This window comes from Arthrobacter mangrovi (assembly GCF_026011795.1).
GTDB lineage: Bacteria > Actinomycetota > Actinomycetes > Actinomycetales > Micrococcaceae > Crystallibacter > Crystallibacter mangrovi.
In genome coordinates this window covers 360,337-379,955 of the sequence record NZ_BRVS01000005.1, presented here as the reverse complement: position 1 = coordinate 379,955, position 19,619 = coordinate 360,337, and the positions used below count along the sequence as shown (strand labels likewise).

At 68.6% G+C, this 19,619-nt stretch carries 22 protein-coding genes; 18 read left to right on the top strand and 4 right to left on the bottom strand.

The window, feature by feature from the left end; translation table 11 throughout:
* Positions 1–6: 6 nt before the first annotated feature.
* The gene (locus AHIS1636_RS07755; protein ID WP_264795234.1) at positions 7–672 is read right to left on the bottom strand and encodes a helix-turn-helix transcriptional regulator; all 666 of its coding nucleotides are present in this window, start codon (positions 670–672) and stop codon (positions 7–9) included.
* Positions 673–762: 90 nt separating this feature from the next.
* On the opposite strand from AHIS1636_RS07755, the gene AHIS1636_RS07750 reads away from it, so the two are divergent.
* Positions 763–1,197: a hypothetical protein gene (locus AHIS1636_RS07750; protein WP_264795233.1), complete on the top strand. Its 435-nt coding sequence runs from the start codon at positions 763–765 to the stop codon at positions 1,195–1,197.
* A 106-nt stretch (positions 1,198–1,303) separates the two neighbouring features.
* Here AHIS1636_RS07750 and AHIS1636_RS07745 read toward each other — a convergent pair whose 3' ends face one another.
* Positions 1,304–1,996 carry a hypothetical protein gene (locus AHIS1636_RS07745; RefSeq protein ID WP_264795232.1) on the bottom strand — a complete coding sequence of 231 codons (693 nt, stop codon included), beginning with the start codon at positions 1,994–1,996 and terminating at the stop codon, positions 1,304–1,306.
* Positions 1,997–2,178: 182 nt separating this feature from the next.
* Here AHIS1636_RS07745 and AHIS1636_RS07740 point away from each other — a divergent pair, with 182 nt between their 5' ends.
* Positions 2,179–2,826 carry a TetR/AcrR family transcriptional regulator gene (locus tag AHIS1636_RS07740; RefSeq protein WP_264795231.1) on the top strand — a complete coding sequence of 216 codons (648 nt, stop codon included), beginning with the start codon at positions 2,179–2,181 and terminating at the stop codon, positions 2,824–2,826.
* 3 nt (positions 2,827–2,829) lie between these two features.
* Complete coding sequence (locus tag AHIS1636_RS07735) at positions 2,830–5,466, top strand: MMPL family transporter (protein ID WP_264795230.1); 2,637 nt, start codon at positions 2,830–2,832, stop codon at positions 5,464–5,466.
* Between the two features lie 43 nt (positions 5,467–5,509).
* Here the strand turns inward: AHIS1636_RS07735 and AHIS1636_RS07730 are convergent, their stop codons facing one another.
* The gene (locus AHIS1636_RS07730) at positions 5,510–5,827 is read right to left on the bottom strand and encodes an MmcQ/YjbR family DNA-binding protein (RefSeq protein WP_264795229.1); all 318 of its coding nucleotides are present in this window, start codon (positions 5,825–5,827) and stop codon (positions 5,510–5,512) included.
* Positions 5,828–6,018: 191 nt separating this feature from the next.
* On the opposite strand from AHIS1636_RS07730, the gene AHIS1636_RS07725 reads away from it, so the two are divergent.
* From AHIS1636_RS07725 to AHIS1636_RS07670, 12 genes are all read left to right on the top strand, one after another.
* A complete protein-coding gene (locus AHIS1636_RS07725) occupies positions 6,019–6,237 on the top strand; it encodes a hypothetical protein (RefSeq protein WP_264795228.1) in 219 nt (72 codons plus the stop codon).
* A 126-nt stretch (positions 6,238–6,363) separates the two neighbouring features.
* Positions 6,364–7,545, top strand: a complete 1,182-nt coding sequence (alr, locus tag AHIS1636_RS07720; RefSeq protein WP_264795227.1) for an alanine racemase — start codon at positions 6,364–6,366, stop codon at positions 7,543–7,545.
* Complete coding sequence (gene tsaE, locus AHIS1636_RS07715; RefSeq protein WP_264795226.1) at positions 7,542–8,111, top strand: tRNA (adenosine(37)-N6)-threonylcarbamoyltransferase complex ATPase subunit type 1 TsaE; 570 nt, start codon at positions 7,542–7,544, stop codon at positions 8,109–8,111. The genes alr and tsaE overlap by 4 nt, the downstream gene beginning before the upstream one ends.
* 122 nt (positions 8,112–8,233) lie before the next feature.
* Complete coding sequence (locus AHIS1636_RS07710; RefSeq protein ID WP_264795225.1) at positions 8,234–8,683, top strand: hypothetical protein; 450 nt, start codon at positions 8,234–8,236, stop codon at positions 8,681–8,683.
* A complete protein-coding gene (locus AHIS1636_RS07705) occupies positions 8,680–9,525 on the top strand; it encodes a hypothetical protein (RefSeq protein ID WP_264795224.1) in 846 nt (281 codons plus the stop codon). The genes AHIS1636_RS07710 and AHIS1636_RS07705 overlap by 4 nt, the downstream gene beginning before the upstream one ends.
* Before the next feature lie 139 nt (positions 9,526–9,664).
* Positions 9,665–9,985: a DUF6507 family protein gene (locus tag AHIS1636_RS07700; RefSeq protein ID WP_264795223.1), complete on the top strand. Its 321-nt coding sequence runs from the start codon at positions 9,665–9,667 to the stop codon at positions 9,983–9,985.
* On the top strand, positions 9,982–11,178 hold the full coding sequence (locus tag AHIS1636_RS07695; RefSeq protein WP_264795222.1) for a hypothetical protein: 1,197 nt from the start codon (positions 9,982–9,984) through the stop codon (positions 11,176–11,178). The genes AHIS1636_RS07700 and AHIS1636_RS07695 overlap by 4 nt, the downstream gene beginning before the upstream one ends.
* Positions 11,157–11,525, top strand: a complete 369-nt coding sequence (locus AHIS1636_RS07690) for a hypothetical protein (RefSeq protein ID WP_264795221.1) — start codon at positions 11,157–11,159, stop codon at positions 11,523–11,525. Before AHIS1636_RS07695 ends, AHIS1636_RS07690 begins: the two co-directional genes overlap by 22 nt.
* A complete protein-coding gene (locus tag AHIS1636_RS07685) occupies positions 11,522–11,986 on the top strand; it encodes a hypothetical protein (RefSeq protein ID WP_264795220.1) in 465 nt (154 codons plus the stop codon). The genes AHIS1636_RS07690 and AHIS1636_RS07685 overlap by 4 nt, the downstream gene beginning before the upstream one ends.
* Positions 11,986–12,798 carry a hypothetical protein gene (locus tag AHIS1636_RS07680; RefSeq protein WP_264795219.1) on the top strand — a complete coding sequence of 271 codons (813 nt, stop codon included), beginning with the start codon at positions 11,986–11,988 and terminating at the stop codon, positions 12,796–12,798. Before AHIS1636_RS07685 ends, AHIS1636_RS07680 begins: the two co-directional genes overlap by 1 nt.
* A gap of 131 nt (positions 12,799–12,929) precedes the next feature.
* Positions 12,930–13,367, top strand: a complete 438-nt coding sequence (locus tag AHIS1636_RS07675) for a VOC family protein (RefSeq protein WP_264795218.1) — start codon at positions 12,930–12,932, stop codon at positions 13,365–13,367.
* Positions 13,368–13,559: 192 nt separating this feature from the next.
* Entirely contained in the window at positions 13,560–14,846 is a 1,287-nt protein-coding gene (locus tag AHIS1636_RS07670; protein WP_264795292.1) for an ArgE/DapE family deacylase, read from the top strand.
* Between the two features lie 31 nt (positions 14,847–14,877).
* Here the strand turns inward: AHIS1636_RS07670 and AHIS1636_RS07665 are convergent, their stop codons facing one another.
* Entirely contained in the window at positions 14,878–15,558 is a 681-nt protein-coding gene (locus AHIS1636_RS07665; RefSeq protein WP_264795217.1) for a GntR family transcriptional regulator, read from the bottom strand.
* A 244-nt stretch (positions 15,559–15,802) separates the two neighbouring features.
* Between AHIS1636_RS07665 and AHIS1636_RS07660 the strand changes: the two genes are divergently transcribed.
* The 3 genes from AHIS1636_RS07660 to AHIS1636_RS07650 all read left to right on the top strand — a co-directional run bounded on the left by AHIS1636_RS07660 (position 15,803) and on the right by AHIS1636_RS07650 (position 19,562).
* Complete coding sequence (locus tag AHIS1636_RS07660; protein WP_264795216.1) at positions 15,803–17,188, top strand: protoporphyrinogen/coproporphyrinogen oxidase; 1,386 nt, start codon at positions 15,803–15,805, stop codon at positions 17,186–17,188.
* A gap of 43 nt (positions 17,189–17,231) precedes the next feature.
* Positions 17,232–18,125: a 4-hydroxy-tetrahydrodipicolinate synthase gene (gene dapA, locus AHIS1636_RS07655; RefSeq protein ID WP_264795215.1), complete on the top strand. Its 894-nt coding sequence runs from the start codon at positions 17,232–17,234 to the stop codon at positions 18,123–18,125.
* Positions 18,126–18,224: 99 nt separating this feature from the next.
* A complete protein-coding gene (locus AHIS1636_RS07650) occupies positions 18,225–19,562 on the top strand; it encodes an MFS transporter (protein WP_264795214.1) in 1,338 nt (445 codons plus the stop codon).
* Positions 19,563–19,619 lie beyond the last annotated feature (57 nt).

The window sequence follows — 19,619 nt, the reverse complement described above, 5'->3', positions numbered from 1 at the left end:
AATAGCTCAGTCCGGCGGCGGGAGGATGCGGACGCAGCAGCGGCCCGGCGCGGGATCGAGGACGGCGGTGGATCCGCTCTGCCCCGCCACGTCGGTGGCGGCGGCGAGCAGGTCGAGGTTCATGCCGCAGACCGTGGCCGTGTGGGTCTTCGAAATCCTGTGGAAGGGGCAGTTCCGCATGATGATGCTGCCGTCGTCTTCACGCACCGGCTGGTACCCGTAGCGGGCCAGTGAATCCTCCAGCGCGCCCTCGGCGCCGATGGCGCGGCCCGCCTGTGCGGCCGCGTGGCTGAGGGTCTCCTGCACGGGCTCTCCGCTCCGGGCCGATTCGTCCACGGCGGCTGCCAGCAGCTCGGCCGCCAGGTCATAGTGCCGCTGGGGCAGGCTGACCGAGACCTCGCGGACGGTGGGGGCGTAGAGCTTGGTGGGCCGGCCCGAGCCCGGCCCGCTGCGCCCGGTCAGGCGCCGGTAGCTGACGGTGAGCAGTTCTTCGCGGGCCAGCCGGTCCAGGTGGAAGGCGGCCGTGCCGCGGACCATGCCGAGGGCGCCGGCGACGTCGTCCCGGCTCACCGGGGCGGCCGCGGCGAGGACGAACTCGTACACGGACCGTCGGTTGGTGTCCGCGAGGGCCGCGATGGCCGTAACGGCGTCCGGATGGCTGCGGTGTCCCATGGAAAAATCCTACTCTAAAAACAAGAACCATTGACGTAACAGCCGACGCTTTCTAAAGTTAGTTACCACTACTTTTAGAAAGGATTGGTCATGGTTACCCACCAGCCCAGCATTGCCACCCGCACGGGCGTACACAGCCCGGTCCGCCAGGCCTTCCTGCTCCTCCGCACGGTCTTCACCATCGCGCCGATTCTCTTCGGCCTCGACAAGTTCACGAACCTGCTCACGGATTGGACCCAGTACCTCGCCCCGGTTGCCACCCAGGTCATCCCGGTCTCCGCCCAGCAGTTCATGTACGGCGTCGGCGTGGTCGAGATCCTGGCCGGCATCCTCGTCGCCTGGCGGCCGCGCATCGGCGCGCTCGTCGTGGCGGCCTGGCTCCTCGGCATCATCATCAACCTGCTCGTCCTGCCAGGCTTCTTCGACGTTGCGCTGCGCGATTTCGGCCTGCTCGTCGGTGCGCTGGCCCTGAACCGGCTGGCCACCGCCGAATCCCGCCGGGCCGGCGACGTCATCGGCAAGTAGCGGCGGTCCGACCGGCCGCTGTCATCAATATGCCGGCCGCCGGGCGGCTTCGCAGAGGGGACTGCGCCGCCCGGTGGTCTTCGGCTGCGCGCGACCGGCCTCTGCCCTAGTCGCCGGCGGCGCCAGGTCCTTCGGGGCGGATAGGTTCCGCTCCGCCGGGTCCTTCGGGTTGAGCCGGGTCCGCGCCATTGGGTCGAAGCAGGAATGTGTACTTCTCGAGCAGCGCGGCGAGCAGGTCCAGTGCCGCGTCAATGTCCGACGGCGGAGGCTGGGTCGAGTGCGGATCCAGCTGTGCATGGGTGATGTGCTGGTCCACCCAGCATTTGATGCCCGCGGTACGGCCGGACAGCGCCGCGAGGTCCGCGCGCGGGACGGCCGGGTTCAGGTGGCCGAAGCGCTGGGGGTCCGCCGTCTCCCGGAAAGCCGCGGCCAGGTCCTCGCGGTGCGGTCCGGTGCTGCCGTGGAGGAACCATTCCTCGGCGAGGTACTTGGGCTCCTCGGCCATCTTCTGCAGCAGCTGCTTGAACGAGCCGGTGCGGCGGTCGCCGTCGACCATCCGGCGGATGCCGAGCGCCGCGTCCCGGTAATAGAGCCCGGCCAGCCAGGACGTGGCCGGCCCGCCCGGCGCCTCCGATTCGAGGGCCGCGCCGCGGGCATGCAGGTCCCGCCAAATCCGCCGGTTGCCGAGGAGTGCGGCAATCTCCGCCGTGACGCGTTCCAGCAGCACAAACCAGTCCGCGGGCGGACGCCGGACGCCCGCGCTGTCGTCGTTGTTTCCCTGAAGGGCGTCAGCGGGCATCGAATGCCCGGATCCAGAGCAAGAACCGCATGGCTCCCAGTGCACTCCATGGTGCTCCGGCAGGCAAGGGCGGCTCGACGGCGCACCGTCCGGGGCGCTTTATGGGCCCCGCGCTGGCGGAGGCAGCAGTTGCATGCCGGGCAAGTTTGCATTGTGTGCAAGTTTGGCCCTACAGTTGTCGGGTGCAGGAAACCTCTCCGGCGGCCTCACCGAGCCGCCGCGAATTGAATAAGCAAGCCACCCGGAACGCCATTTCCGCCGCGGCCCTGAAATTGGCCCGCGAGCAGGGGCCCGGCGGCTTCACCGTGGACACCCTGGCCGATGCGGCCGGCGTCTCCCGCCGGACCTTCTTCAACTACTTTCCTTCCATCGAGGCGGCGGTGGCCCGTCCGATCGAGGAGTTCCTCGACGGGGCCTTCAGCCGGCTGGACGAACGCCCGGCGGACGAGCCCATCGTGGATGCGGTCATGGCGACCCTCGGCGGCGACATGGGCCGCGAGCAGATGGCGGTGCTGTGCGAGGTCTATGCCATGACCGAGGACAGCCCGCAGCTGGAGCGGATGCAGCTGCAGCTGTGGAACAGCGCCCAGCAGAAGCTCGAGGACGGCCTGACCGTCAGGCTCGGCGCGGCCGCCGGCGAGCTGCTGGTCCGCGCGCTCGCCGGGTCGCTGGTTGCCTGCGCGAAGGCGGCGATGCGGACCGCCGCCGACTCCGCCGCCGGGCGCAACCCGGACCCCCTGTCATTCCACAACCACCTGCTCGAGAGCATCGGCCTGCTCCGCAGCGGCTTCAACATCAACGGCATCAACCACGATCCCAAGGACTCCTAGACCATGGCTTCTCTGCTGTATTCGCTCGGCAAACTCGCCGCCCGCAAACGCTGGTGGTTCATCTCGGCCTGGCTGGCGGTGATGGTGGCCATCGGCGGATCCGTGGCCGCCTTCGCCGGCACGCTCTCCAATACCTTCTCCATTCCCGGCACTCCGTCCCAGCAGGTGCTCGACGAGCTGCAGGGCAGCCTGCCGGATGCCGCGGGCGGGCTGGGCACCATCGTGTTCAGCACGGACGACGGCGGGGAGTTCAGCAAGGAACAGCAGGACGCGGTCGCCCGGCTGGCCAAGGACCTCGGCGGACTCGACGCGGTCAAGAGCGCGACCGATCCGTTCGAGCTCCAGTCCGCCCTGGACGACGCCCCGCAGCAGATCGAGGATGGCCAGGCCCAGCTCGACGAGGCCAAGGCCAAGCTGGAGCAGGGCCAGGCGGACCTGGATGCCGGACGCCAGCAGCTCGAGCCCGGCAAGGCGCAGCTGGCCGCGGCCGAGGAGCAGCTGCAGGCCGCGGAGGCGCAGGCCGCCCAGGCCGACGCCGCGGGACAGCCCGCCATGGCGGCCCAGATCCGCGCCCAGCTGGAGGCCCAGCGCGCGCAGCTGGAGCCGCAGAAGGCCCAGCTCGAGGCGGCCGAGGCCAAGCTGGACGACGCCGAGCAGCAGCTGAAGGACGGCCGCTCCGACTACGAGTCCGGCGTCGCCGACCTTCAGGCCGCGAAGCTGCAGCAGCAGTCCTCCGAGGGCGTGCGCTTCGTCAGCGACACCGGCAGCGTCGCCGTCATGCAGGTCCAGTTCGAGAAGTCGATGATGGAGGTCGCCAAGGAGGACCGCGAGGCCGTCCAGGAGATGACCGAATCGGCGCTGGTCAGCGGGCTGCACGCCGAGTACAGCAAGGACATCGTCGAAGACATCTCGCAGCTGTTCGGCGCCGCCGAGATCATCGGCATCACCGTGGCGGCCGCGGTGCTCGTGATCATGCTCGGCACGCTGATCGCGGCCGGCCTGCCGCTGCTCATGGCCATCGTCGGCGTCGGCGTGGGCGTCGGCGGCACGATCGCGCTCTCGGGCGTCGTCGAGATGAGCTCCGTCTCGCCGGTGCTGGCGCTGATGCTGGGCCTGGCCGTGGGCATCGACTACTCGCTGTTCATCGTCAACCGGCACCGTTCCCAGCTGCTGGCCGGCATGCCGCTGGAGGAATCCATTGGCCGCGCCACCGGCACGTCCGGCAACGCCGTGCTGTTCGCCGGCCTGACCGTCATCATCGCGCTCGCGGCGCTCGCCGTGCCCGGCATCCCGTTTCCGACCGTGCTGGGACTGGCCGGGGCCGCGACGGTGGCCGTCGCCGTCGTCGTTGCCCTCACCCTGACGCCGGCGATGCTCGCCGTGATCGGCAGGCGCATCCTCTCGAAGCGGGCGTGGGCCAGGGCGGGCATGTCCGGTCCCGCGGAGGGCAGCGCGGCAACGACGACGGCGGATGCCGCGTCGGTGAACGATCCCAAGCGGAGCTGGGCGCGGGTCGTCACCCGCCGGCCGTGGCTGGCACTGGTGGCCGGCGTGGCGCTGCTCGGCGTGATGGCGGTGCCGGCCACGCAGCTGCGGCTGGGGCTGCCCGACGGCAGCTCGGAGCCGGCGGATTCCACCGCCTACCGCGCCTACACGCAGCTCGGCGACAGCTTCGGCGAGGGCATCAACGGCCCGCTGGTGGTCGTGGCTGACCTGCCGGACGGGCTGCAGGGGAGTGAGGCCGACGAGAAGCTGCTGCAGGTCTCCCGCGAACTGCGGGGCCTGGAGTACGTGACGGCGGCGGTGCCGTTCGGAACCAGCGACGACGGCCGCACCGCGGCGCTGCAGGTCATCCCGGAGGAAGGGCCGGCGGCCGAGAGCACCGAGGAGCTCGTCCACAACCTGCGGGCGCAGGCCGACAGTATCGAGGCGAGCACCGGCGTCGGAATTTCCGTCACCGGGCAGCCCGCCATGCAGATCGACGTGTCCGACAAACTGGCGGACGCGATGCCGGTGTACCTGGCGATCGTGATCGGGCTGTCGCTGATCCTGCTGCTGCTGGTGTTCCGCTCCATCCTGGTACCGCTGCTGGCGACCGCCGGATTCCTGCTCTCGCTCGGTGCCAGTTTCGGGGCCGTGGTGGCGATCTACCAGTGGGGCTGGCTCTCCAGCGTCTTCGGCGTGCATGATCCGGGCCCCATCCTGAGCTTCCTGCCGATGATCCTGATCGGCGTGCTCTTCGGGCTGGCGATGGACTACCAGATGTTCCTGGTCTCCGGGATGCGCGAGTCCTATGCGCACGGCGAGGATGCCAGGGCCGCGGTGGTCAGCGGCTTCAACCACGGCGCCAAGGTGGTCACCGCCGCGGCGATCATCATGGTCTCGGTCTTTGCCGGCTTCGTCTTCTCGCACCTGACCATGGTCCGGCCGATCGGCTTCGGGCTGGCGCTCGGGGTGCTGCTGGACGCGTTCGTGGTGCGCATGACGCTGATCCCGGCGGCGATGCACCTGCTGGGCAAGTCCGTGTGGTGGATGCCGCGGTGGCTGGAGAAGATCCTGCCGGATGTGGACGTCGAAGGTGCCAAGCTGTCGGCGCCGGGGCCGCGCGAGCCCGAGCCGGAACCCGTCGGGGTCCGCTAGCCCGGCCTGGCCCCTGCCCGACCCGACCGCCCGGAAGAAGCCGCTACGGCCGGCTACTTCCGGGCGGTCCTGCTATCCGGTAGGACTCGTCGAGCAGTTCGCCGAGTTCGTCCGGCGCGACGCGCTCCAGCCGGACCAGTACGAGGTTGGGGGACCGTTCGTGGTGCGGCGTCCAGAAAAAGGTTTCCGGGTCCGTCCCGGCGAGGGCCTCGCGCTCGCGGGTCTTGACGGTCAGCACGCCGGGCTCCCAGATGCGCGCCATGAGGGTGCGGGCGAACCAGGCAGGGCGGCCCCAACTGGGCCGCTCCGTGACGCCAGGGAGGTCCAGGCAGAGCCGGCGCACGTCGTCCTCGGTGGGCATGGTTCCCACCTTGGCACGCCCAATATCAGCAGTCCACGTCCGGTGCCCGGGGGCGGCAAATTTAGTGGGTTCCCGGGGCTTGCGGGCGGGGGAGAAGCGGGTTCAAATGGAGAAGTCGCAGTCCGGCGGATGGTGGGGAATCTGCCGGCAGCAACCACAGGCAGTGGGGCAGCTGCAGAAAGGACCCGGGTATGCCGTTCTCCGCACTGAGGCCGTCGGACGACTTTCCGCGGGATCTGTCTACCCTGACCCGCGCCGAGCTGGAGCAGCTTGAGGCAAGGGTGAACGAGGAACTGTTCCGGGAGTGCAACGCCTATCTGGCCGCGCACGGAGAAACGCTCTACCGCTTCAACGCCGTGGCGCACGAATTGGCCATCCGCCGGGTGCTCGGGGACCTGGGTCCGCTCTGATTCCCCGGACGCTTCCACAGAAGCTTCCGTGGCTGTCGCCTCCGCAAAGGCCGCTTTGGTGCGGGTTCTGCACAATCGCCGGACGGGCTGGACGGAGCCGCGGGCGCCAAGTGGAAGAATGGAGTGGTGAATTCAGCAGCATCCGAGAGTTTTGACCGCCAGGCCGTCATTGATCTGGAGGCCATCCGGGACAACATCCGGCAGTTCCTGCAAGTGGCCGAGCCCGCCCGCGTGATGGCGGTGGTCAAGGCGGACGGCTACGGGCACGGAGCGCTTCCGGTGGCACGCGCGGCCCTCGAAGCCGGAGCCTCCTGGCTGGGCGTCGCCCATATCACCGAGGCCCTGGCCCTGCGGGCGGCCGGCATCGAGGCTCCCGTCCTGGCCTGGCTGCACACTCCGGACAGCGATTTCGCCGCCGCCATCACGGCCAGCATCGACATCGGCATCTCCGGCTGGGAACTCGAACACGTGGCTGCCGCTGCCAAGGAAGTCCAGCGGCCTGCCCGCGTGCAGCTGAAGATCGACACCGGCCTCGGACGCAACGGCTGCCCGCCGGATCGCTGGGAGGAGCTGATCGGCCAGGCGTCCGCCTTCCAGGAAGAGGGGCTGCTGCGCGTGGTTGGCGTGTTCTCCCACCTCGCCGTGGCGGACGAGCCGCACCGGCCGGAAACGGACGAGCAGATCGACCGCTTCCGCGAAGCCGTGGCCGTCGCCGAGGACGCCGGGATGGACCTCGAAGTCCGCCATCTGGCCAACACGCCGGGCACCCTGAGCCGTCCCGACGCCCATTTCGACATGGTGCGCGTGGGTCTTGGCACCTACGGCCTTTCCCCGTTCGAAAACGAGCGCCCCGAAGACCTCAAGCTTCGGCCCGCGATGACGCTGCGCGCCAAGGTGGCGAACTGCAAGCGCGTGCCGGAGGGCCAGGGTGTGTCCTACGGGCTGCGCTACCGGACGGAGGGGCCCAGCACGCTGGTACTCGTGCCGATGGGCTACGGGGACGGCATTCCGCGCAACGCCAGCGGCGCCCAGGTGGCCATCGGGGGCAAGCGCTACGACGTCGTCGGCCGGGTGGCGATGGACCAGTTCGTGGTGGACCTGCGGACCGCCGAGGCGCCCGACCTTGTCGGCGAGGAAGTCATCCTGTTCGGCGCGGGCGAAGACGTTCCGGGGGCTGCGGACTGGGCGGCGGCGTCCGGCACCATCAACTACGAGATCGTCACCCGGATCAGTCCCCGGGTGCCCCGGGTCTACCTCGGCCAGACACCCGTTGACGACGGCGGTGCGCCCGCCGGGAGCGCGGAATGAGCACCCCGGCGGCCGGACCCGCCTGGAGCGCCGAGTATCCGGTGGCCGGTGCCGCCGAAACGCAGGCGCTGGCCAAGCGGATAGGTGCGCAGCTTCGGGCCGGTGACCTGCTGGTCCTCACCGGCGAGCTGGGCGCCGGCAAAACGACGTTCACGCAGGGCCTGGGCGAAGGCCTCGGCGTGCGCCCGGGAATCATCTCGCCGACTTTCGTGCTGGTGCGGGAGCATCCGTCCCTGGGCGAAGGGCCCGACTTGGTGCATGTGGACGCCTACCGGCTGCAGTCGGACGCGGAGATCGACGACATCGACCTGGAGAACACCCTGGACAGCTCCGTCACGGTCGTCGAGTGGGGCCGCGGCCGCGTGGAGCATCTGGCCGACAGCTGGCTCGACATCAGCCTGCACCGCTCCACCGGAACCGGGCCGGCCGCAGGCCCTTCCGGCGCGGGCGACGGCGGCGGTAGCGCCGCCGTCGTCCTTGACTTCGATGAGCCGGATGAAACGGAGGACCGGCTGATCAGCATCGCCGCGTACGGACCGCGCTGGGCGTCGCACGGCCCGTTCTGACCTGCCGCTGCCCCGGCACGAGGTGCGATGGGGAGTCCTCCCCATCGCGGCGCGGACCGGTCCGGGCCTAGGCTGGGAGGCGCGATACGGCGTTGACAAGGAGTGCGGGCTTGGCGGGATGGGTGAAAAGGACGATCCATCCGCCGCTCGCCGTCGCTGTGGCAACGCCGGAGGGCTGGGAACGGGTGCCGGTGGAGCACACCGAGCTGGTGGCCGCCCTCGCAGGCCTTCCGGCCTGGACCTTTCGGCCGAGCCTGGTCATTGTCAGCTACTTTTCCGACGAGCCGCTTCCGCGCATCGCGCTGCGGGCCGCGCAGGAAGCGCAACGGCAGTACGAGGACCCGCTGCTGATCGCCAGCGAACCGCTCGAACACGCCGGCCGCCCGGGCCGCCGGCTTGAGTTCACCTACCGGATCGGCGAAACCACCGTGCTGGTCCGGCGCTGGATCCTGAAGCTGGAGCAACGCTGCCTGGACGTCGTCGCCAGCAGCACGGTGGGGCAGGTGCCGCTGGTGCGCGGCTCCTTCGACGCGATGATGGCCTCGCTCCAGTGGGACGAGGCGGCCGCATGAGCACCGTGCTGCGGCCCGAAGTCCGATCCGGAGGCGGACCCGTCCCGTTCGGCGGGGACCCGGCCGGGGGAATGCCCGAGGAACTGGCCGGCCTGGCCGAGGCGCAGGGCTACTTCTCGACCGGCCCCTGGCTGTCCGCCGAGGCCGCCTCTGTCCTGGCCAACTCGGCGCAGCACCGCTTCGGGAAGGCCGCCGCGCTCCGCCGGCCGCATCTCGCCCGCGAGTTCGGCAGCTGGGGCCTCACCGACTCCCGCGGCGTCTATACCGCGGACGCCCGGTTCTTCCGGTACGCCGTGCAGACGGCGCAGACAACGGCCCGGATCGACGGCTGGCACCAAGGGACGCGGACGAGCCTGCAGCTGTGGGTCGGGCGCCGCTGGACCGCCGTGGTGGCGGGAACCTCGGCGCGGGCGCTGCTGCTCGGGTACGAGTCGGGCGCCGGCGGCAGCATGGTCCAGCTGGATGTCGCCGGGGTCGAGGACACGGCGTCGACCATGGCTGCCTGGGCAGGCCTCGGTCCGGCATGGACGGAAGCCGCCCCGGCCAGCAGGGTGCAGCGGAAACACTTTGAACGGCGCATCCTGGACCGGCGGACGCCGCCGCCCGAGGGAGCGGACCCGCAGCTGCGCCGGATGTGGGGCGAACCGTGGTTTGTCTGGGTCGCCACCGTCGGCGCGGGCCGCTTCCGCCGAGGTTTCGTCAACGCGGGTCCGGCCGGCCATTACCTCTTCGGGCTCAACAACGACGGCGGCGTGCAGCTCGCGCCGCAGTCCTCCTCCCTCGTCTGGCACACACTGCGGGACGCAGTCGAAGATGCGCGCTTACAGGAAGGCTGCGGCTGACTTTTGGAGGCCGGAACGAGGGGCAGGCGGCAGCGGCCCCGAAGGGGGAGTTCTCCCCATCGCGGCCACTGAAACCTTTGTCCTAGAGTGGATCCGGCGGGGATGCAGAAATCCGCGCAAGGGACAGAAAGTGGTGGGAATGGCGGCCTGGGATATCGACGTCGCAGCGTCCAGCGGAATCGTCGCGCAGACAGCGGAGGAGATGCTGGAATTCCACGACGTGGAGAAAGACATGCTGGCCGCAGTCGAAGCCGCGGGTGGAGCCTGCGGGAGCACAGGGATCAAAGCGGCGCTTGAAGCGGCGCACTCCGACTACCTCGGGTTGCTGCTGTCGAATGCGACCGTCCGTGCCACCAATGCATGCAACGGCACGGCCCAAGCCATCAACTGGTACAAGGCCGGCGACATGGAAATGGCTGCCCGTGCGCAGGAGAGCGCGTCCAAGGTGCCGCAGGGGTGAACGTCTCGTTTGCCGCCCTCCCGGACTTCGCCGACCCGGACGCACTGGATACCCAGGCCGAGGCCATTGCCACCGCGGGCGCAGCGGCCAACAGCATCGCGGACAACTGCCATGCGGTGTGGTCCGGCCTGGGCGCGGTCTACCGCGCGCCCGAAGCGGATCAGGCCGTCCGGGCCTTCGACAAGGTCCGGGCTTACGGCGACGAGGCCCGCACGGTGGCAGGCCTGCTGCGGGATGCGCTGTCCGACTTTGCGGCTGCATCGGCAGGCTTCAAGACCCGCTACGCGAACCTCCTGGCCGAGGCCGGCTCCTGCCTCCCGACCGGCGTGGAGCAGACACCGGAACAGGTACGGGCCGGCATCGAACTGCAGGGCCGGGTGGACAGGCTCGTGCAGGACTACGAGGAAGCCGAAGCCCGGTGCATTGCCGCCATCGGCGCTGCCTCCGGCCAGCTCGAAACGCCCGGCTGGGTTGACGCGCTGGGTGCCAACAAAGACATCGCCGAAACCATCCTGGAGCACGTGCACCAGTCACCGGTCCATGTGCGAAAGCCGCTGGAGGTTGTTACCGAGCCGCGCGTTTTCGACCTGCAGCCCGGTCCGCCGCTGCGGCTGGAGGGGCCGCTGCACGTGGACGACATGGCATACGACTTCATCGACGCCAGCGGGCAGAAGTGGGTCCGGACCTCTTCGGGCCTCCTCGCGCCCCTCGGTTCGACCGTAGACGTGAGCCGGCCGCCGATCGACGTGGACGCGTATGCGCGGCCGCGTCCCGAACTCCGACTGGATCCGGACGCGGTTACTCCGCCGGCCTGGGCCAAGAACGCCGGCCGGGGCCTGTTTGTGCTGGATGCGGGCATGACCATCTGGGAACAAGGCTCGACACAGTACAACGAGGATCTGGCCAACCATCCTGATTGGACGGACGGCCAGCGGGCGGCCAGCGCGGCCGAGAACGTGGTTATCGTCGGAGGGACGTCGCTGGCCGGCGGTGCGGCGGGAGCCTGGGCCGGCGCCAAGGGCGGCGCAATCCTCGGGGGAGCCATCGGGTCCATCTTCCCCGGCCCCGGAACTGCGGTCGGTGCCGTCGTCGGCGGTATCGTGGGCGGTATTGCCGGCGGTGCGATCGGCAGCGGATTGGGCGAAAAAGTAGGCGAGGGATTGAAGAGCGCGTGGAACTCTCTGTGGGACTAGCGGCCGTCGCGGCCGGGGCGGCGATGGCGGTTGCCGGGTGGCGGGCCTACTCCGGGCGCTGGCGGCGCTGGCTGGCCTACGGGGGGCTGGTCCCGGGGATCCGCAGCTACCCGGGCCTCGGATTGCTCTACGGCGGCATCGGATTCATGCTCGCCCCGCTGGCGGCCTGGGCGGCGGAGACCGGAGCGCCCGATGCTGTCACGGCGGCGGTACTTCTTCCGGCCCTGGCCGGCATCCTGGTTTCGCTGCTGAGTATCGTCTGGCTCCCGCGCTTCATGCGCCCGGCCTGGGTCCGCACCGCCGAACACGAGGAACCGCTGCGCCTGCAGCAGAAGGGACGCCGATGACAGCGTCCGGCCCGGAGGACTGTCCGGTCGAAACCACGAACGACATTCGGATCCCCTGTCCGGCCGGCTGGTCCCGGCAACGCACCGAAGGGACCGATCTGGTGCTGCTCGCCCCGCCGGCCGGGAACGGCGCATTCCGGCCCAACGTCGTGGTGACCAGCCAGCCGTACGATGGATCCATCGCCAAACTGTCCACTTTCGCGATGGCCGCCGCCATCGCCGAGCTGGACCGGGCACACCTGATCGCCTGCAACATCTGGCCGCACCCTGCCGGCAACGGACGGCAGATCGAGTACACCCACCAGCTGGGGAACCAGGTCCTGCATGTCCAGCGCTGGACCTTCGCCGTGAACGGCCGCGCCGTGGACGTGACGGCAACCTGCGCGGCCACCCAGTTGACGGCGTTTGACGAGCTGTTCGGCTACCTGGCCGCCAAGATCGAGTTCCGGAGGGCCGGCTGATGGCTGCGTTTCCCCACAAGGAGCCGCGGACCGAGGCTTTCGCATCCGTGCACACCGGCGAACAGCTTGAGCAGCTCTCCGGCATCGCTGCCCGGCAGCCGTACGTCTCCCAGGGGCCCTGGCTCACCGCTGGCAGTCTCCAGTTGCTGCAGACCGCCGCGGAGTCCGGCAGGCTTGGGCGCTTCGGCATCGCCGGCAAAGCGGCCGAACTGGACCAGCTGGTGTCGGCAGGTCTGCTGACGGACAAGGGCAAGCTGACCGGACAGGGCCGGTTGGTCACCAGCCCTTGGCGGGATTCCGTCGCCTCGCTGCGCATCGCAGCGCAGTTCGGCGGCCGGGCCTCGGTCTTCCAAGCGTGGCTCGGCCCGGAGGGTTGCCTGGTCCTGGCGGGCCCGTCCTACGACCGATTCCTTGCCGGCAATTCGCAGGCCGGACACCAGTTGGACTTCCTGGCCCTGGGCCACCTCTATCCGGCCATCGCGGCCTGGGTAGGGATCGCCCCTGCCTGGAGCCTCGCGTCCGAACCGCTGTCCATCGACCTCCAGACGGTCAACCGCCGATTCGGTGGCGAGACGGTCCCGGTGCCTGAGGGCGCCGACCCGGTGCTGGTGAACATGTGGCGACAGCCCTGGTTCATCTGGCAGCTGCTGGTGGAGCCCGAGAGTGGCCACCCGGAAACGTTCATCAATGCCGGCGAGTCCGGGCATTACCATCTCGCCGTGGCAGAAGACCGTGCCCAGCTGAACGCGCGTCCTTCAGGCGCGTTGTACCGGGATCTCGCCCGCGCGATCGACCGGGCAGTCCACCGCTGACGGCCCAAAATGCGGGGACCGGCCAATCAAGGGCCGGGTTTTCGATTGGCTGAGTCGGGGGGTCGCGACAGTTTACGGTTTGGGCGCCCTGGCTCTGGAGCAATACGGCCCGGCTCGGTAGCCTGCAACGCATGGCCATCAAACTTGAGAACGTCGGCATCGCCGTCCGCGACCTCGAAGCAACGATTTCCTTTTTCACGGACCTCGGCCTCACGGTTGTCGGCCGCGACACGGTCAGCGGGGAGTGGACCGACACCGCCGTCGGCCTCGACGGGAACCATGCGAAGATTGCGACGCTCCAGACGCCGGACGGCCACGGCCGCCTTGAACTCTTCGAGTACATCCACCCCGAAGCGATCGAGACGGAGCCCACCCGTCCCAACGAGATCGGCATGCACCGCGTCGCGTTCTCGGTCGACGACATCGACCAAGCCCTGGAGATCGCCGCCCGGCACGGCTGCCGTCCGCTTCGCGGCGTGGCGACCTACGAGGACATCTACAAGCTCACCTACGTCCGCGGGCCCAGCGGCATCATCGTGATGCTCGCCGAGGAGCTCAAGAAAAACTGAGATTCGAGGCAGAAGGAAACGGCTCGAAGCATTGTGCAAAGGCACACGCCCGGCGGCGTTGTCGGTGCGAAACTGCTCTTCCTTGGGCCGGTAAACGCAGAGAGACTCGAAGCGGTGCCGGTTTTTGCGGCATCGCCGACCTTGTCCCGGAGCTTCGATTACTCCGTCCGCCGGAACCGACTGGAGAACATGATGTCCCTCGATCCGCACGTTCGCGACCGCATCTTGACCGCTGTGGACGAGGCCTTCGACGCCCAGATCGCCTTCACCCAGGAGCTCGTCCGCCATCCTTCCCTGCGCACCCGGGAAGGCAGCGCGCAGCAATTGCTGTTCGAGGCCATGGAACAACGGGGCCTGCAAATGGACCGCTGGGAACTGGATCCCGAGGAGCTCTCCGCCCACCCCGGGGCCGGGGCCATCGCCGTCTCCTATGACGAGGTGGTCAATGTTGTCGGCACCTGGACGCCCGACGTGGAGCGCGGACGCTCGCTGATCCTCAACGGCCACGTCGACGTGGTTCCCGAGGGCCCCGCGGAGCAGTGGTCTGCTTCACCGTGGGATTCCTATGTGAAGGAGGGCTGGCTGTACGGCCGGGGCAGCGGCGACATGAAGGCCGGACTCGCCGCCAACCTCTTCGCTTTCGACGCGGTCCGCGCCGCGGGCTTCGAACCCGCCGGCAGGATCCACCTGCAGTCCGTAGTGGAGGAGGAGTGTACCGGCAACGGCTCGCTGGCCGCCCATCTCCGGGGGTACCGGGCCGACGCCGTGGTCATCCCCGAGCCTGAGGAAGACATGCTGGTACGGGCGAACGTCGGCGTCATCTGGTTCCGCCTCGAGGTCGCGGGACAGCCGACCCATCCCCGGGAGATGCTCGCGGGATTCAACGCCATCGACGCCGCCTACTACGTCGTGGGCAAGCTCCGCTCCCTGGAAGCAGAGTGGAACGACGAACGCGCCGCGCACCGGTATTTCGAAGACCTCGCCCACCCGATCAACCTGAACATGGGCGGCATCCGGGGCGGGGACTGGCCCTCCAGTGTCCCGGCTTGGTGCCACGTCGACCTGCGGGTGGCGCTCTACCCGGGCCTGTCGGCCGAAAGCGTGTGGAAGCAGATCACCGAGCTACTCGAGGGCATCACGGCGGACGAGCAGGGCAACGGAATCCGCGCCAAAGCCGTGCGCACGGGATTCTTCGCCGAGGGCTACGTGCTTGAGGAAGGCAGCGACGCCGAGAACGTCCTCAAAGACGCGCACCGCGATGTCTTCGGGAAGGAACTTCAGTCCTTCGTCACCCCCGGCTACCTCGACGGCCGCGTCTTCACGCTCTACGCGGACACCCCGACGCTGGTCTACGGGCCGGTCTCCGAGGCGATCCATGGCTACGACGAGCGCGTCGACATCGAGTCCGTCCGCCGCATCACTAAGTCGATTGCCCTCTTCATCGCCGAATGGTGCGGTCTTAACGCCGTGGAACGCTGAGCCTGCGGCGTAGCGGTCTGCGGCCGGGCGCTTAGCCCTCGTTCTGCGCCGCCAGAAGCGCCTTGATGCGGCCTGTCGCGTCCAGCAGCGAGGCATCGTTCACTGAGGCGGCAGCGACGGCGTCATGGTTCCGGGCCGCGGCAATCAGGTCCTGCTGGTAGCGCCAGAGCGTATCGTCGCCCCCGTCGTTCAGGCTGCCTTTGGCCCCGACGATCTTGTAGGCCCGGCACTGCTGCCAGAGCGCGCGGATCAGCTGTACGAGCACAGGGTTTCCGGAGGCGTTGTACAGCGTGGCCAGCATCTCCTCATCGTGGTCGAGGAGGGCAATGACGCGGCCCTCGGCAATCGCGGTCCGCATCCGGGTGTATTCGTCCTGCATCTTGTCGACGTCCTCGGACGTGACCTTCCGGCTCCCCAGGCGCGCTGCCTCGACCTCCAAAAGGCGGCGCACGTCGTAGACGTGGATCAGTTCCTCCAGGGTCAGGCCTTTGACCACGGCGCCCTTATGGGGCTCGCGTTCGGCGAGTCCGGCTTCTTCCAGGCGGCGGATCGCTTCCCTCACCGGCATCACGCTGGTTCCAACCTGGGCGGCAAGGTCCCGGATGCGCAGGCGGGAACCGGCCGGCAGGTCCCCGTTCAGGATCGCCTCATGAATCATCGAGTACACCTGGTCGGTCAGCAAGGTTGACTCGACGCGCTTGGATATGACCACAGATCAAATATATCGCCGCCACTGACCCGACATCGGCGGCGCGGGAGTGGGGCCTCAAAAAAACTTCTCCCCACCGCCTTGTGTGATGTGTGATCACAAATTATCTTTGATGTAAGGCACATCACGTTAGCCAGATCACAAAGCCCCGTCAGCCCGCTAGAAGCTGCAAAGCACCGCGGAACGGTCGTCCCCATAGGGACTGCGGCCCTCCTGTGCAGGGGATCCGGAAAGGAAGTTGGAACAGATGAAAGATGTTGTAATCGTCGGCGCCGGACTCGCCGGTCTTTCCGCCGGGTGGCGGCTGCGGCACTGGGACACGCTGCTGCTGGAAGCGGACGGGCGCGTGGGCGGGCGGATCCGCTCGGAGCGCCGGGGCGACTACTGGCTGAACTGGGGCGGACACGTCTTCGCCGGGGCCGGGTCGTCCACGGACGCGCTGCTCAGCGAGGTCGGTGTTTCCGCCGTCGAGATCCCGGGCTCGCTCCAGGCCCTGTCGATGAACGGCAAGTTCATCCGCAAGGGACACATCGCCACGTACCCGTTCCGCATCCCCATGTCCCTCTCGTCCCGCATCGATACGCTGCGCGGCGGGATGAAGGTCGTCGGCGGCGTCGCCAAGTACACCCGGGTGGTGCGGAAGCGGGCGGGGGAATCCGGGGCGATGCGCCAGCAGCGCATCTACGACTTCCATAACGAGGAATCCTTCCAGGACTACATCGGCGACCTGAGCGAGGACGCGGCCGCGCTGTTCAAGACCACGGTGACCCGTTCGGCCGGCGACATGGACCAGATCTCGGCAGGTGCGGGCATCGGGTACTTCAGCCTGGTGCTGGGCTTCGGCCAGGGACTGAACCGCGGCATCGTCGGCGGGCCGTCGACGCTGACCGAAACGATCGCGGCGTCGCTGGGCAACCGCATCCAGCTCGGTGCCGCCGTGCACGAAGTCGTGCACAAGAAGAACTCCGTCATCGTCCGCTACACGCAGGGCGGGGTCGACCGCGAAGTGGAGGCCCGCGCCGTCGTCCTCGCCACGACGGCGGACGTCTCGCACCGCATCGGTGTGGACCTGCCGGAGGACCTGCGCGGCGCGCTCGGCCAGATCAAGTACGGCCCGCACGTCAGCACGGCCTTCCTGACCAACGAGACTTCGGCGCGGCCGTGGGACGACATCTACGCCATCGCGGCCCCGAAGCGCTCGTTCGCGATCGCCCTGAACCAGGCGAGCATCGTCCGCGGCACCGAGTCCGTGCGGAAACCCGGCGGCAGCTTCATGACCTTCTCGCCGGCCGGCCTCGGACGCGCGCTGCTGGAGAAGAGCGACGAGGACGTCATCCAGACCCACCTCGCCGATCTCGACCAGGTCCTCGGCCACGGCTTCGCCGACAGCGTCGTGGAGGCCAAGGCTGCCCGGTGGGAGGTGGCCTCGCCCTATTGCTTCCCCGGCCGGGCCAAGCTCCAGTCCACCCTCATGCGCGGAACCAACCGCGTCTTCCTGGCCGGCGACTTCCTCGGCACCCTCTACACCGAAAGCTCGATCACCTCCGGGTTCTCGGCGGCACAGGAAGCCGCCAGCCTGCTGGCCACCCAGCGCCAGGCACGGCCGAACCCGGGCATCTCGATCGTCGCCTAACGCCCAGCCGCACTTCTACCGAACCGAAACGAGGAATCTCTTCATGACTACAGAACTCACCGGTGTCCTCACCGCCCTGTCCACCCCCTTCAACGCGGACGAGACCATCGACACCGCTACCTTGCGGCGCGTCGTCGATCGCTCCATCGACGGGGGCGTAGACGGCGTCGTGGCTGCAGGATCGACGGGCGAGGTCGGTGCCCTGTCCTCCGAGGAGCGCCTGCTCCTCATCGACACCGTCATCGAGCACACAAACGGGCGGGTCCCGGTCATCGCCCAGACCGGCGCCACCTCGACCGCCGAAGCCATCCGCCTCTCGAAAGCCGCGGAGAAGTCCGGGGCCGACGTGCTGATGCTGGTCACTCCGTACTACGAGCCGCTGACCGTCGAGGACACCGTCACCTACATCAAGGATGTAGCCGGCGCGGTCGACCTCCCGATCATGCTGTACAACATTCCTGCCGTGACCGGAGTGAACCTGGACCCGGCCACCGTCCGCTCGCTGGCGGAGGAGGTGGAGAACGTCCGCTACATCAAGGACTCCAGCGCGAACTGGGAACAGGCGCTGCAGTTGATCCACCACCATCGCGACGTCATCGGGACCTTCATCGGGTGGGACGCCTACATCTACAGCGCCCTCGCAGAAGGCGCCGCCGGCGTGATGGCCGGGGCGGCCAACGTGGTCCCGAACGAGATCGTCGCCGTCAACCGGCGGATCGCCGACGGCGACCTCACCGGTGCCCGCGAGCTGTGGAACGACGTCTACCCGGTCATCGACGCGCTCCTGTCCGTGCCGTTCATCCCGTCCGTCAAGGCCGGGCTGGCACTGCAGGGGCTGCCGGCCGGCAAGCCCCGGCGCCCCACGGCCGAGCTCAACGCCACGGACCTTGCACGGGTCCGGCAGGCCCTGTCCGCGCTGAAGCAACCGGTCGGATAACACCACGACCGGGAGGCCAAAATGCCCGAATGCCAGCTTCTCAACATCGCGACCAAGGCAAAAGCCACCTCGTCTATCCCAACCCCGCAGGAGTAAGCCATGTCATCGACAAAGAACCCGGCGGCCCGTTCGCACGCGGGCGCAGCGGCAGACAAGCGACGATTCCTGATCAGAATGGTCAGCGTCCTGATCGGCGGCATGATCCTGGACGGCTACGTCCTCGGCATCATCGGACCGGTCGCGGGAACGATGGCCGAAGACCTGCAGCTCACGGCGTTCTGGGAAGGCCTGATCGCTGCAGCCGCCTTGGTCGGCATCCTGATCGGCGCCCCTCTGGGCGGCGTGGCCGCCGACAAGTGGGGCCGTAGACCGATTTTCATGTTCGACATCGGCCTGTTCGCTGTCGCGTCAGGCATGCAGTTCTTCATCGACTCACCGGTGTGGTTGATCGTGGTGCGGCTGCTGATGGGCATTGCCATCGGCACCGAGTACGCGGTCGGCTGGCCCCTGATGGCCGAGTTTTCCCCCACGCACCTGCGGGGACGGCTTATGGCCGCCATGGGGATCGCATGGTACGGCGGCTTCATGATCGCGTTCCTGACCGGCCACCTGCTCAACGAATACACCGAGCTCAGCTGGCACTTCATCCTGGGCACCAGTACCTTCCTCGCGGTGGCCCTGTTTTTGGCCCGGCTCGGACTGCCCGAGTCGCCACGCTGGCTGTGGAGCGAGGGCCGCAAGGACGAGGCCCGCGCCCTCGCCGCGAAGTACATGCCGGACGACGCGCTCGACGATGTCCAGCATGAGGACGTCCGCAAGGGCAGCTTCGGGATGCTGTTCTCCAAGGAGCACTGGCGCTCCACGCTGTTCATCTCGGGGTTCTGGTTCTGCGCGGTGACACCGTACTTCGCGATCGCGACCTTCGCCGACAGCGTGCTGCAGCAGTACGGCCTCGCCGGCGGACTGGCCGGCGGAGTCGGGCTCTCTGCCGTCGCCCTGGCCGGGGTCATAGTCACGTTCCTGCTGATCGAAAAGGCCGGCCGGCGGCTGTTGACTGTTCCGCCGCAGTGGCTGTGCGGCGTCGTCCTCGCGATCATCGGGCTGTGGGCAGGAGCGCCGGCGCCCGTCGTGCTGATCCTCTTCCTGGTCTTCTCGTTCTTCAACGCCGGCTACAACACGTTGACGAACGTGTACCCGGGCGAAGTCCTTCCGACCGAGATCCGCTGCATCGGTACCGGTTTCGCGGCCGCCGTCAGCCGGGTCGGGGCAGGCATCGGTATCTTCCTGTTGCCGATGTCCATGGAGAGCCTCGGGGCCGGTCCCACCATGCTGATCGCCGCCGCCGTCGCACTCGCCGGTGCCGCTCTCTCCCAGTGGCTCGCCCCGGAAACCAAGGGCAAGACCCTCACCGAAGCAGCCGCGGCGTTCTCGCACTAACGACGGCGTTGACCGCCTTCCGGCGCCGCGGGCCTGGTGCGACGCGAATAGCCGCAC